The 12,692-nt window shown below is 66.3% G+C and carries 12 protein-coding genes; 5 read left to right on the top strand and 7 right to left on the bottom strand.

Going from position 1 to position 12,692, the window contains the following annotated elements:
• The first annotated feature begins 1,390 nt into the window (after positions 1 to 1,390).
• The 3 genes from IG78_RS44675 (at position 1,391) to IG78_RS43470 (ending at position 4,249) form a co-directional block, all read left to right on the top strand.
• Positions 1,391 to 3,136 carry a hypothetical protein gene (locus IG78_RS44675; RefSeq protein ID WP_051853523.1) on the top strand — a complete coding sequence of 582 codons (1,746 nt, stop codon included), beginning with the start codon at positions 1,391 to 1,393 and terminating at the stop codon, positions 3,134 to 3,136.
• A 29-nt stretch (positions 3,137 to 3,165) separates the two neighbouring features.
• The gene (locus tag IG78_RS44670; RefSeq protein WP_051853522.1) at positions 3,166 to 3,396 is read left to right on the top strand and encodes a hypothetical protein; all 231 of its coding nucleotides are present in this window, start codon (positions 3,166 to 3,168) and stop codon (positions 3,394 to 3,396) included.
• Positions 3,397 to 3,673: 277 nt separating this feature from the next.
• Complete coding sequence (locus IG78_RS43470) at positions 3,674 to 4,249, top strand: YcaO-like family protein (protein ID WP_157856047.1); 576 nt, start codon at positions 3,674 to 3,676, stop codon at positions 4,247 to 4,249.
• Here IG78_RS43470 and IG78_RS44665 read toward each other — a convergent pair.
• The 4 genes from IG78_RS44665 to IG78_RS0139985 form a co-directional block, all read right to left on the bottom strand.
• A complete protein-coding gene (locus IG78_RS44665) occupies positions 4,246 to 4,899 on the bottom strand; it encodes a hypothetical protein (protein ID WP_051853520.1) in 654 nt (217 codons plus the stop codon). The two genes, IG78_RS43470 and IG78_RS44665, sit on opposite strands and share 4 nt — an antisense overlap.
• Before the next feature lie 248 nt (positions 4,900 to 5,147).
• Positions 5,148 to 5,456, bottom strand: a complete 309-nt coding sequence (locus IG78_RS0139995; RefSeq protein ID WP_030574302.1) for a DUF6300 family protein — start codon at positions 5,454 to 5,456, stop codon at positions 5,148 to 5,150.
• A gap of 200 nt (positions 5,457 to 5,656) precedes the next feature.
• A complete protein-coding gene (locus IG78_RS0139990; protein WP_030574299.1) occupies positions 5,657 to 5,872 on the bottom strand; it encodes a hypothetical protein in 216 nt (71 codons plus the stop codon).
• A gap of 303 nt (positions 5,873 to 6,175) precedes the next feature.
• Positions 6,176 to 6,703 (bottom strand): hypothetical protein, encoded by a 528-nt coding sequence (locus IG78_RS0139985; protein WP_063760855.1) that lies wholly within the window; start codon positions 6,701 to 6,703, stop codon positions 6,176 to 6,178.
• Between the two features lie 406 nt (positions 6,704 to 7,109).
• Between IG78_RS0139985 and IG78_RS0139980 the strand changes: the two genes are divergently transcribed.
• Positions 7,110 to 7,718, top strand: coding sequence for a BlaI/MecI/CopY family transcriptional regulator (locus IG78_RS0139980; RefSeq protein WP_030574294.1), 609 nt, complete (start codon positions 7,110 to 7,112; stop codon positions 7,716 to 7,718).
• 482 nt (positions 7,719 to 8,200) lie between these two features.
• Here IG78_RS0139980 and IG78_RS0139975 read toward each other — a convergent pair whose 3' ends face one another.
• The gene (locus IG78_RS0139975; protein ID WP_030574292.1) at positions 8,201 to 9,097 is read right to left on the bottom strand and encodes a DUF6924 domain-containing protein; all 897 of its coding nucleotides are present in this window, start codon (positions 9,095 to 9,097) and stop codon (positions 8,201 to 8,203) included.
• A 428-nt stretch (positions 9,098 to 9,525) separates the two neighbouring features.
• Between IG78_RS0139975 and IG78_RS47200 the strand changes: the two genes are divergently transcribed.
• Positions 9,526 to 10,305 carry a LexA family protein gene (locus tag IG78_RS47200; protein WP_078965957.1) on the top strand — a complete coding sequence of 260 codons (780 nt, stop codon included), beginning with the start codon at positions 9,526 to 9,528 and terminating at the stop codon, positions 10,303 to 10,305.
• A 620-nt stretch (positions 10,306 to 10,925) separates the two neighbouring features.
• On the opposite strand, the gene IG78_RS47190 is transcribed toward IG78_RS47200, so the two are convergent.
• Both IG78_RS47190 and IG78_RS0139945 read right to left on the bottom strand, forming a co-directional pair.
• Positions 10,926 to 11,743 (bottom strand): IS5 family transposase gene (locus tag IG78_RS47190; RefSeq protein ID WP_404827845.1). Its coding sequence is split into 2 segments (ribosomal slippage): positions 10,926 to 11,398 and positions 11,398 to 11,743, totalling 819 coding nucleotides; the frame shifts between segments, so codons are not numbered across the junction.
• Positions 11,744 to 11,948: 205 nt separating this feature from the next.
• Complete coding sequence (locus tag IG78_RS0139945) at positions 11,949 to 12,533, bottom strand: SMI1/KNR4 family protein (protein ID WP_030574274.1); 585 nt, start codon at positions 12,531 to 12,533, stop codon at positions 11,949 to 11,951.
• Between the last annotated feature and the right edge of the window lie 159 nt (positions 12,534 to 12,692).

The raw sequence follows: 12,692 nt of genomic DNA, 5'->3' as shown, positions 1-12,692 counted from the left end.
GCGGACACACCACCAACGACGTGTCGTTCTGGACCACGCCTCTGCTCTACACAGGGCTGGCCTGCGCCACCGTCTGCTTCACCCTGATACTCATCAACCCCTTACACCGCAGAAGCGCCCACCGTTGAGGGCGGCTGGCCCGGTACGCCTCAGCGCACGGCAGTAGCTCGGCCTGGTAGAGAAGTGCGGGTGCAAGCCCTTGGGATGCCGGTCCGTCAGGCGTTGAGGTGGTCGAAGTTCATGACAGTGGCGGTGAGCTGATATTGCAGCCGGGCCTTAGCAAGGTCGCGATACTCAAACGGCCGAACCGTACACCCAGAGCACAGCCGAAAAACCTCGGTCCCAATTGCTACCCGGGCTGCTACTCTCGGGCAGCCCGGTACACAGGAAGGTGCCTCGTGAACAATATGTGGCTGGCATCGGAAGGCAGAGGTTCTTGGATCCCCGACGGATGGCATTTGCTAATCCTCGTGATCTCGCTTACGGCCGTAGTTGTCATCATACTTGTGGGGCGTCATCGCCAAAAGCGCCGATGAAAGGCACACATGGGACCCCGACGGCTGAACGCCCGGCAAAGCCCCCCTTCCGCTGAACAGAAACCGCAGAGGGAACGGCCGACGAGAAGAACGGCTACGGGGCTTCTTCCGACGTGAGGTGCGAGCGGACTTCGCACCCTGTAGCCCGCACATATGCTGGCGCGATGGACGACGCCGAAGCGAGCGGTCACGTGTGGAAGGGCGTAGTCCGAACGCGCCCGACAGCTCATCAGGCCCGGCTTGTCGATGTGGACGCAGACCCCGTCGAAGTCGAGCTGTACGAGCACACGGCAGGCCCCGGGACGCGGGCGATTGTTGAGGGTGAGGAGCCCGTTGCCGGCCCGGGTCTCGTCGATGCTCTCCTCGGGCGCCTCGGCGTCGGTGTCGAGCAGGGCGAACTGGTGGTGCGACACGGGAACCTGCGTAGCCTCGGCGCTTCTTCGGCGTTGGCCGCCCCGGCGGACGGGAGTGTGTGGTGGCCTGACGAGTGCGCCAGGCACGGCCACCACGAGAACTGCCTACACGATGGCCGCCCAGGCCGTTACACGCCCACCCAGAACGCATCACGGCGCACGATCTGTTCCTTCTTGTGGAAGGTCGTGACCCGGCCGTCTCGTGATTGGGCACACCCGTCTCTGCCTTGTGACCCACGCCCTTGAACAGTTGGGCAGGGGGCCGACGCGGCGCCCGCGCTCTGGATCCGTCAGCAGATGACGCGACGGCTTGGCAGGTATAGCAGGCGGCAACGGGGCGGAAAAACTACGGCAGAGCTTGGGGATTGGAGGCGCAGGGTGGTACGTGATTCACGGCTCGTCCAGACAGCGGTAATCGGCGACGAACACTCGGACATACCTGTGATCCTGCCGACAACAGCCATTGAGCTGGACGGCTTCCGACGCCGCCACCGCCACGACACCTTCTGGTGCGGTCTGCTCCTGGGTGGCTGCGGCTCCCGCCTGGCTGACAAGCTGTACGTGACGCATCGTCAATGCCATTTTCAGCACTACCCACAGGCGCACAACGAGGACAGGTCTTCGTGCAGGCGTCGCGGCATCGGGGAGAAGAGTGCCGACCACCTCTATGTGAAGCGTGCGTTGGAAACCTCTTTGACGGCTCAGGAGCGCGCGGCCCGCTACTCCTATCCGGACCCGATCGGCTCGCTCCTTGACGTCGACCTGGACAACGGCCAGCGCCTCAGAGTCCACCTGGACGGGCAGGTCCGCCCGAGCTGGCAGGATGGCATCCCCATCCTCGGTGCCGACGTCCCGCTCGAGCCAGGAACGCTTTCGCGCTGCCGGTACGTCTACCGCGTGCGTCTGGAGAGCGAAGACGACGGTAGTGGCCGCCGGGTGTGGATCGGCACCGAGAGCCTCGCCCGCCCCACCCAGTGGACGCCGCTGGCCGACTGTGGGTGGACAACAGATAGCCTCTTCACCCCGGTCGCGATCCAGATCCAGCAGAGCAATCTCGAGGCTCCGCCGCCATACATACCGCCGCTACCGGAGTCGGTGACACGGCTGATACGCGGGCTGGAGGCAGCGCAGCGCTCGGGAACCGTTGAGCACGTGCGCCGGCTCTGCCAGAACACCAACGCGTTCCTCAAGACCCTGGAGCCCTTCGCGCGGGCCGAAGCCGAGCAGGCTCTCGACGAGGCACGCACCTGGCTGGAGGGCCACGCGGGCTACCAGGCCGACCTCTTCGCTCAGTTGCAGCGCGCCGTAAAGGAGAAGCGTGCTTGGGACGTGCGCGAGCTCTACAACCAGGCCACCGCACTCACCCGACGCGGCGCCAGCGACGCCGAGCACGCAGTGCTGCACCAGGCACGGTCCTTCCTGCAGGAAAAGAATCACCGCCCGGCCCTCGATGCCGCAGCATGGCGGCAACGTGCACTTGGCAAACTCGCCCCGCCACGGACACGCGCGCGCCCAGCGGATCGAAACCGCGCGATATCGGCTGAACGGCGCGAGCGGATCCAGCAGCAAGCGGCTGCGCAAGAGGTCCGGGGCCTTCTCGCTGACCTCCAGCACCCACGCCTTGCAGCCGGGCGCAGGGCGAAGAAACTGCAGCAACTCGGCGAAGCCGTGAACAGGGCCGCGGACGCTCTTTCGCCCTCCCAGCGGCGGCAGGTCAGGGCCCTGACCAAACCGACTGAGGAAAGACCCCTGACACCCAAGAGAACGGGCAGAGCCACTGAAGCAGATGCACCGGACAGGCCGCGTACGGCACCGCGGTCCCCGCAGGCTCTGAACGACAACGCCATCGCAGCCGCAGCCCGCGCCGTCCGCGGCGCCCTTAAACGCACTGCCCGCGCCCAGCAGACCATCACATGGAGCCAGCTGCAGGAACAGCTCGGCACAGCCCTGCCCCGCATGTCCGAGGCCGACCGGGAACGCCTGATCATGCGCGTTGATGCGACCTCGAAACGCGACGAACCTCTACTCTCCAGCGTTCTCGCCGCCGGGGACCCACTTCTGGCCGAAGCCTACCGGCTCTCCGTCAACCGGCTCGGGGGGCAACTCCCTCCCGATGACCGCGAACTGCTGCGTGAAGTGATCGAGGCCGACACCGACGAGGCCCATGCGTACTGGCGGAGCAAATAGACGAACCGGCGCAGTCCGCGCAGGACCGCGTGATCTGTCAGCAGGTCTTCGATCCGGAATTCTCCCGGACCTGGGCTGCCTACCTGGAGCACCACTCCCGCAACCCGGCCGAGGGCCGCGGCCGCCCTCTGCCTGAGCGCCTGGCCGAGGTGGGCGGCGGTGCTCTGCCTGCCGATCGCGTGTTCCACCCGATGACGGACCTGCGCGATGAGCAGAGCGTGAAACTGCTGCTGCGCGGTGAGACTGTGCAGGACCGGTAGGCGGTCGCCCGCTTCCGGGCAGCCCTTGATGCACGCCGCACCCAGGCCGGTTTTGCGGCCGCGTCGGTACGCGATGACCTCACCCGTCGACTGCTGCGGGGAATCTGGCAGTGCCCCGAGCACCGCTTCGACGCGGAGGCGTCCACACGGGGACTGGTCAGCGGCGCCCGCGCCATCGCAGCGGCGAAACGGCTCGTGCCGGGGCTGCTGAAGGAGGCCGGCGAGGTGCACGGCAACAATGAGTTGCTCATGGCGGGCCAGGGGACGGAGGCAGCCCATGGTGAGCGCTGACGCTCCGCAGGCACTGCCAGGCACGGTGCGCGTCCGGCCTCCTGAGGAAACCTGGGTGGTGTTGGCCGACCGGCTGCCCCAGTACGGCATCACCCGGGTCGCGGACCTGAGGGGCCTCGAGGTGATCGGGCTGCCGGTGTGGACGGCGATCCGGCCCCCTGCCCGGACGCTGACCACCTCACAGGGCAAGGGAGCCATCGGCCTCCTGGCAAAAGTGTCCGCAGTCATGGAGACGATCGAGCTGTGGCACGCCGAGCAGCCGCTGCCCGTCACCGGCCGGGGTCCGGCCGGGGTCCGGCCGCCAAGATCCCCCCATTGCCCGGTGGCCGAGCTGCCGCTGCACAACCCCAGCCCCGCGCGCGCCCTGGCCCAGATCGTGCGGGACTGGATGTGCGGCACCGGCCTAATCACCGGCGCCAAGCAGATGCTGCCGGTTGATCTGGTCCGGCGCCGGTACAGTGCCCCGCATGGACCCCGGACCTGCTGCGCGCCACCAGTACCGGCCTGGCCTGCGGAAACACTCGTGATGAGGCACTGCTACACGCACTGTTCCCTAGGCTAGAGGCCAGCGTTCGCATCGGGCCTTTCTGCCTGACGCTCGGTTGCCATCGACCGCCTGGCGGCCTCCCCGGCCGCCTGCTCCATTGGATGGAGCACCCTGCGCCGTCCAGTACTGGGGTCCAGCAGGAACGAATCACGCAGCAATTCCTCGTCCGGCTGTGGCGGCTCCTGCCACCCGGCGGGCGTGAAGACGATCACGTACTCCTCCAGCCCTTCGTGGAGGAATTCGTCCCTGTCGAGTCCCTCCACGAACCGCTGGTCGGCGTCGTCCCGGCCTCTGGCGTACACCCGAACCGTGTGGGTGCGTGAGGTCGGCACCTTCAGATGGACTGCTGGATCGGAGGGCCCGGTGGTGCACCCCCACAGCTCCATTCGCCCGCCGTACACCGGCCGGTACTCTACTGTGTCCAGCAGCGCCCAGCCCTCCCCGAGCTCCGGGAGACTCTCATCGGGTCCGGTGCTGATCAGTGCCACCGGCGCGTAGTGGGACTGCACGCAGCTGCACACCGTCAGCTGACCGGGGGTCATCAGTACCGGACGGCCGCTGGCGAAGTCGGGGTCCTCGTCGAGGTTCTCGAAGCCGCGCTCCACCCGCTCGGTGATGTAGAAATGGCTGTAATCGATGTTGATGATCCCGTCGTGCCGCTCCACGGTTCCTCCTCGCCGCAGGAGACAAGTCACTGGACAGCATCCACCGCCGCGCATTCACCTGAAAACCGAAGTGTCGCGGATCAGTGGCTAGTTCGGGTTCTGCCAGGTGCGTTACGTGGATCGGCTCCGTCGTCGGCACGACGCGCCGACCGCCGGGAGGGCCGCCGGCACACGGAAATGCACCTGCACCAGGCGTCCCGTGGCCCATGCCGGAAACCTCGCGATGCCAAGTGGCGCCCGGAGCGGACTCAGAACTGATCGGGCGGGGTGTCCCGCAGGTACCAGCCGTGTACGGCCATGCATTCCTTCGTCCACTCCGTCATCAGGTGCGCGGCTTCCCTCATGCGGGCCGGGTCATGGCCGCCGCAGTCGGCGAAGAACTGGACGAACAGGCCGGCCGCGGGCCGGTTCACGTCTCCGCTGTCGCAGGAGGGGCACAGCTCCATGTGGATCGGTCGCCCGTACTCGTCGTCCTGTGGTGCCACCCCGCACATGAAGAGGTCACCGCGGCAGCGTGAACACTGCGGCAGCCGGTCGGAGAACTCCAGTAACGCCATAGCCAGCCCCCTGCCCTGGACGTGACCCTCCACCCAAACCCCGCTGACCAGCATAGTCAACCCTTCGGCAGCCGTGAACGAACGACCGCACAGACCAGCCAGCACTGCCGTCAGACACGCTGCGCCCACCTCTGACCAAGCCTGCCAGAAGCGTGTGATGTGCCGGTTCGGCCAGTCGGCCGCCGGGCAGGAGCGAGGCGTTACGACATGCTGCTGTAGTCCTGCGGTGCCTTGCGCAGGATCGCGACCATCCGTTCCTGGGTGAGCGAGCGGTGCACCGGCGCGGAACAGCTGGCCATCTTCTGGAACAGGACTTCGGCCGGGATCGGGGGAACGTTCGCGAAGAGCGGGTGGTGGTCCGCCCCGGCACCCTCGCTGAATTCCCGGTGCAGGAGCCAGTTCGCCTCGGCGAACATGGGGTAGTTGTGCTCGTGCTTGGCCCGGGGCCGGCACCACGAGCGATGAGCGTCGGTAACACTCTCAGTCAGCACATCCGCAAAGTCCAGAATGAGCCCTCTCAAAAACGGCAATCTCTGCCACGTCTCGCCATGGTTGCCAACCCCCTTGTGGGCGGGGCTACTTGCCGAATCGCCAGCACTCGCCGATATGGTGCGCTGCTCACCGTGCATCGCATGCCGCCCGCGGTGAGACAGTGGAGTTCTTGCAGGGGCAAGCGAAGACCTACACATTCCGCGGCAAAACAGTGTGTCGCTGGCGGGTTACAGAGCGAGGAGCGCCCACCGGCGGTTGCCTGGCTCATCGCCGTCGGCGTCCATGCCGCACTCGACGATCCCGAGCGAGGTGACCTCTCTCAGAAACTCGCGGTCGACGGCGGCCCCGGTCTGTGCGACGTGCGAGACGGCCATGACAAGCAGATGCTGGTGACGGTCGGTCACGTGCACGGTGATGCGTCTGCCGCCGTCGGTGAGTGCTGCTTCGGTGAGCAGACGCGTGAGCTGGGCCAGTGTCCTGGCCTTGTCCGCCTTCTCGTTCAGCAGTCCCCACTCGCCAACCTTGCGTACGACGTCCTCGGCAGCCCTGCGCGGAGACCAGGGGGCGTTTTCAAGAGCCCAGTTCGCCGCCCGGCGGTCGCGGATGACCACGCTGGTCCGCACGCGGACGGGAGCGGTGTTCTGGGTCGGCGGGTTCGGGGCGGGGGGAGAGACCGGCTTCTTCGGAGGCGGCGGCGTCTTGGGAGGGTAGTCGGGCCGGGGTTTGAGCGGGGCTTCCTGCGCGTGCTTGTCCATGCACTCGACGGTAGCCTTCACCGGCCCGCCCGCGCAGTGTCCTGCCCTTTCCTGTGCACCAAGAGTTGACGCGTGCAGGTTCGGCACAGGTGGGAGCGCCGACGCCGCGCAAGCAGATGCGTCCGCACACCCAGGCCAACGCCAGGTCAGCCCCATCAAACGCATGAGCGTCACCCCCCCTGCTGGCGCATCCGGCAGCGCACGCCGACACCGTGGTCAGACTGGCTGGGGATAGGCTCGCCAAGTCCATTTCGACATTCCTGCCTTCAGTTCAGCACACGTCCGGGGCATCGACTTACTGCTCCGGGTCAGGTAGAGGTGGACAAACACACCACCATGATCAAGACATGCGACGCTGCCACAACCTATACACCGCATGTCTCACGCGCCATGAAAGGGCTGACATATGCCAGACGCCAAGACAGAAACGGCCGGAATCCAGGAAGCCTACGCGGCTCGTCTGGCCGCGGACCTGGAATCCAAGCTCCAGGAGCAGGAACGCATCCGGGCTGAAGCCGACGCACTGCAGGACAGGCTGCGTGTGCTCGAGGACGACCAGCAGAAGCTGACCAACATGCAGCAAGTCCTCGGTGCCCCCGGGGCAACCACGGCCGGACCCAAGAATGCCTCTTCGCGCAAGAAGACGGCCACGCCCGCTGCGTCTCGCAAGAAGCCGGTCAAGGCGGCCCCGTCCCGTGCCAAGCAAACTGCGCCCGCGGCCGCTGGCACACCCAAGGTACCGGCCCAACGAAGCACCGGGCCCACGCTGGTTGAACTCATCCATGGCCATTTGGTGCAGCAGCGTGAACCCCGCTCCATCTCCGAGGTGACCGAAGCCCTCGCCAAGACCCACCCCGACCGCGGCATCAAGCCCACGGTGGTCCGTACCACCATGGAAAACCTGGTCGCCAAGGGCAGGACCGAGCGCCGCAAGCAGGGCACGGCCGTGTTCTACAGCGCACCGGAGCCCAGCACGCCAACCGTCTCCGCCGAGCCGGAAGCCGTCCCGGCCTAGGCTTTCTGGCGCTGGTCGCCGCCACTTGCACGTGGGCGTACTGTGCCAGGCAAAGCCACTCCGGGCTCGCGCGCCGAATTCGAGCCGGGCACCGGCCGCTGCACAGCTCAAGCGCCCCACCACGTGGTCTGCCCTGCGGCAGCATCGGCTTCGGTCAGGTGCCGCCGGGCCGCACCAGCATCGCACGGCATCGTCTCCTGCGAGAATCCGATAGCTGGTGATCTGCGCACCCGTCAAGGTATCGCCGTGCCGGGGCGCAGGAACCGATCAGGCCGCCGCCCCACACGCACGCGACCGCGGCGGCAGTCGAAACCGTCCTGTCCTTCTTGCCCGACCCGTTCACCGCTGGGGAGGGGGCAACGGACGCCCGGCCCTCATTGTCAGTACCAACGGCGACAAGCTCACAGCCATACCCAGAACCCTCGGGCCCGACGATCTTACGAATGACCGCCTCAGACTCACGCTTGGAAGGTAGGACAAGCTTATACGAAGTCTCCGAAGTCCATGTTGGAAAGTTCCAGATTGACGGCCATCAGCCCTGCCTCGTCCAGCCGGATACGAGCCGCCTGCCCGGGGGTGTCGTACAGATCGACGACGAACAGAAGGCGCTCCGGGCCGGACATGGTCACCGCATCGGCGAGCGCGACCATCGTCGGGCGCGCCGAAATCCTGCAAGGCACCAGCGCGGGCACCTGAGGTGGCTGGAGGTCCTCAAACGCCCGGTCGTCCACGACGGTGGCGATCAGGTCAACGGCTTCGCTGAAGGTGTCGTCTTCTGCGGGCCCCTCGGCTGCTGAGGCCTCGTCCAGGAAGGACACGATGGCCTGCCAGGACGCGGCATCGCTGAAATCGGTCCGCACCAGGAGTGTTTCCTCGACCGCCGGGAGATGGGGAAAACCGGTGCGGGCCACCGTGGTGGGCGTGGCCACGGCTGGCTGATCGTTGGCGCCTTGGTAGAAACCGAACCGGTCCATGCCCCGCACCAAGTCGTCGAAGTGAAGCGAGCCGCCCGCTAACGACTCCACCACCGACCTGAGCTGGCGGATGCGGACCCGCACCCCGCGCCCGGGGATATGACGCAAGTCCACCAGGAGCACGCCGTCGCCGCCGTAGACGCAGGCGCTGTCCACCAGTACAGCGAACGGCGGGGCAGGTTGCTGCTGGACCAGCGCTGGCATATGGCCGCCCGGGAGAGAGTCCCACCGCGGGTGCTTCGCCACACGCAGCCGTATCCCGCTGCCCGGTGGCATGACGACGCGCCTGGTCTCACCGCCCAGGGCGGGCAGCACCCTGCCCCACTGCGCCCGGCCCTTCTCGTAACAGGTGCTGATCAGCGGCAGTTCACCAGGAGCGGTCCGGGGGAGTTTCGGGTACGGCATGAACGACATGAAGCCTCCAGTAGTTCAGGACGTGCCGCAGTGCACGTTCTGCGATTCTGCCGACCAGCACTGACAACCCCGACGCGGCACAGCACCCCGCGCAGTCCACAAGGGTGTCGCAGGAGCGGTTGTGCGCTTCGGGGCCTCCGCCACAGAGCCCCGCTGGCAGCGGTCACCTCACAGGAGGCCGGGCTGCGTGCCACGAAGCAGCTCCTTGCTCTGCCCCCCGCTGGTGCAGGAACGCACCGGAGCTGCCTGCACCCTTCTTGCGCAAGAGCTGCCTCCCAACCCGAACAGCACTCATCTTGAAGCCGAGCGGTTGTGCGCGGGTCGCCCCGTCCGTCTCGCTACTTGCGGTCGAAATGCCATTCGCATTCCGCGCGTGCGGAGTTACGGTCATTGGCACATGAGATCGAGGGGGACGCGCAATGGCTGTCAGAACGAGAAGCGGACGGCCTGCCGGCGGCCGTGAGGACTCCGACGGCCTGACTCAGCGCCAGCGCCGCATCGTCACGTACCTCGTCAGATCGTGGCTTGAGCGGGGCTATCCGCCGTCCATGCGAGAAATCGGCCAGCATGCAGATCTCGCATCCACGAGCTCCGTGGCGTATCAAATCAAGGCACTCGAACGGAAACAGTTCGTCAAGCGCGACCCCCACCGGCCTCGCGCGTATGTGCCGACACAGCGAGCTCTAGATCTTCTCGGGACCAGCCGCCAGACCGTGCCCTCCGATGCCTACCTGACCGCCCGCGCTGACCGGGCAGAGAGTGCTGCCGCTGTGGCTCAGGTCCCCCTCATCGGCCGCATTGCCGCCGGTGCGCCCATCCCAGCTGATGAGGAAGCCCAGGGGGTTCTGCCCCTGCCCCGGCATATGGTCGGCCACGGTACCCTGATCGCCCTGACGGTCGTGGGTCAGAGCATGATCGACGTCACCGTTCATGAAAGACGGGACCCAATTCAGCAGAGTCACGTCGCCTCAAGGGTGCTCACGTTCGTCATGCTGGGCGGTGGCCTCGTTGTGCTCCTTTTGTCCGGCCTGCTTTCGTGGTGGGTTACACAGGGCCAAGCAGTGCACCTCGCCTACGTCTACTCCTTGAACTTCAGTACGCTGCTGATCGTTTTCACGATCCTCGCGTTCGCCGCTTGGCGAGCCAAGAACGCCTGGTCACGCCGAAGGCGGACGCCAAGACCTCCAAGCCAGACCTAGGCAGATACACCGCCCGACTTCGTGACTTGCCTACGTCGCTGACATGGCAGCAATGCATCAGAGCAGGTCAAAGCAACGCTTACGGGTTGGTGACCGGTAAAGCCGCCCGCGAAGCCCTCTTCCGGCTTCGGCTCATGCATCCCGAAATCACCGTCGTCTGGGCCGACTCGGCCTACGCGGGCACGCTCGTGGACTGGGCGAAGGCGTTCCTCCACCTGACCATCAAGACCGTGAGCAGGCCCAAGGGTGCTCAGGGGGGGCCCGGGGCGCGAGGTACTCGGGGTCTGCTGCCAGGCCGTTTGAAGGTCAGTCGACGGGGCCTTCGGTCCATGCGAGCGTCCCGGGGAAATCCGGATCTCTGTCGGTTACTTCCCACTCGTCGTCGCCCGGCAGTGTCGCGATCCAAGGGCGCGGTGAGGCCAGCAAGTCCCCGACGAAGCCCAGGGCCCTGGCGAAGGAGCTCCAAAGGGGATCCACCTCCCAGTGGAAGCACTGTTCGATGTCCCACCAGCCGAGTCTGCCTGTCCTCGTGTCGACCAGGAGCTGCGTAACGCTCAATGCTGCGAAAGGGACGAGGAAAGGCTTGTCTCCTTTCTCCAGGTTGGCGTCGTTAAGAGGTCCTAACAAAGGCGTTGGACGTGTCGGTGGGTGATGAGGCAAGTGGCGAGCCCGAGGAACGCTTCATGTATGTCGTCGCGTCGTTCCCAGCGGATGCGTAGGCGTCGAAAGCCATGCAGCCAGGCGTTGGTGTGCTCGACGACCCACCGGTGAACTCCGAGCCCGGATCCATGAAGGATGCCGCGACGGGCGATCACCGGTTTGATGCCCTGCGCCCAGACGAGGCGGCGGTACTTGTCGTGGTCGTAGCCGCGATCGCCGAGCAGGGTGTCCGGGCGCCGTCGCGGGCGTCCGGCCAGGCCCGGGACAGACGGAACTTTCGCGAGCAAGGGCATCAACTGGGTGACGTCGTTGCGGTTGCCGCCGGTCAGCGACACCGCGAGCGGGATGCCCTGCCCGTCGGCCAAGACGTGGTGTTTGCTGCCTGGACGTGCACGGCCGACCGGGCTCGGTCCGCTTTTGGGCGTCGTCGAGCGGCCCGCACGTGGCTGGAGTCGATCACCGCCCGGGACCAGTCCAGTTGCTTCGCCACCCGCAGCTTCGTCAGCAGGACGGCATGGAGCTGATCCCACACGCCGGCCTCGTTCCACGCCGCAAGGCGCCGCCAGCAGGTCATGCCGGACCCGAAGCCCAGCTCCTGGGGCAAGTACTCCCACTGAATGCCGGTGTGCAGAACGAACAGGATCCCACACATAGCCTGCCGGTCAGGCACTCGTGGCCGCCCCGCAACCAGCTTCGGACCCGGACCCGGCAGCAACGGCTCAATCAGCGACCACAGTTCGTCCGAGACGACCCACGGTCGCGCATCCCTCTTCCCCACGGACGGACCAACGAGCTTGCAAGCCCCCGACAGACTCGTACAAGCGCTCCAGATCTGCGCGAGTGCAAGGAGCCGGCAGCGGATCTTCTTCCGGGGCGTGCTGAGCTATCCAGCGTTCGATCTTTTCCCACGACTCCTCGACAGTCACATGTCCTCCCTCTCCCCTTGTCAGCGAAGACATCCATCACGTTTCAAAGATGGGCTCTCAGAGGATCTCCCAGCCCAGTTCGGTCTCATCGGCCACGACAGGCAGGTAACCATCCACTGCCATGCCTGTCTCCAGGGCCGTGGCGGTCGCGTCCAAGAGCGCCGGAAGTGACGACCACATGGGGTGTGAGCCGAAGCGGGTCCCCTGCTCGTGATCGGCCTCGCCGACCCTTCCGCGGCAGCGGTGCGGACGCTGATCGATGATGAGGCTGTCTCCACCGCCGTCACTGGCGAAGGGGATCCAGTGGGAGTGCCACCACGGTCCGAAGTCCTCGTCGGGATCGTCCTCCTCGATGCCGTCGAATACATCGCGGTAGATCCTCATGCCCAGCTGCCAGTCGCTGGCGATGTTCTGCACGCTGAGCAGCCTCCAAAACGGGGGCAGCAGATCGTCATCGCCCGTGCCGTTGTGCCGCAGCAGCGACTCGACCAGCGGCTCGGGAAGTGACTGGCCGATGACCTCTCCAGCCGCTGCAATGGCTGAGGCCTCCGCCGGAGGCTCCAGAGCCGCGAACGTGCCGGGCGCGTGTTGGACGAGCCACCTCTCGATACGGCTCCAGGACTGGGCCACCGACGAAGTCATCCTGGGATCATTCCAGCCCAGGCCTCTGCCCGCCGGAGGGTTTCAAGACGGGCTCTCAGCTTGACTCTGTCGGTGATCTTGATACCGGCGCAGTCAAGTGCCCAGGGTTCGCCAGGACTTCAGGCGAGGGATCTCGCGTTGGTCGAGGTAGTTCTGGAA

The sequence above is a fragment of the Streptomyces aureocirculatus genome (genome assembly GCF_000720475.1).
GTDB lineage: Bacteria > Actinomycetota > Actinomycetes > Streptomycetales > Streptomycetaceae > Streptomyces > Streptomyces aureocirculatus.
This window is presented reverse-complemented; position numbering and strand designations above follow the sequence as displayed.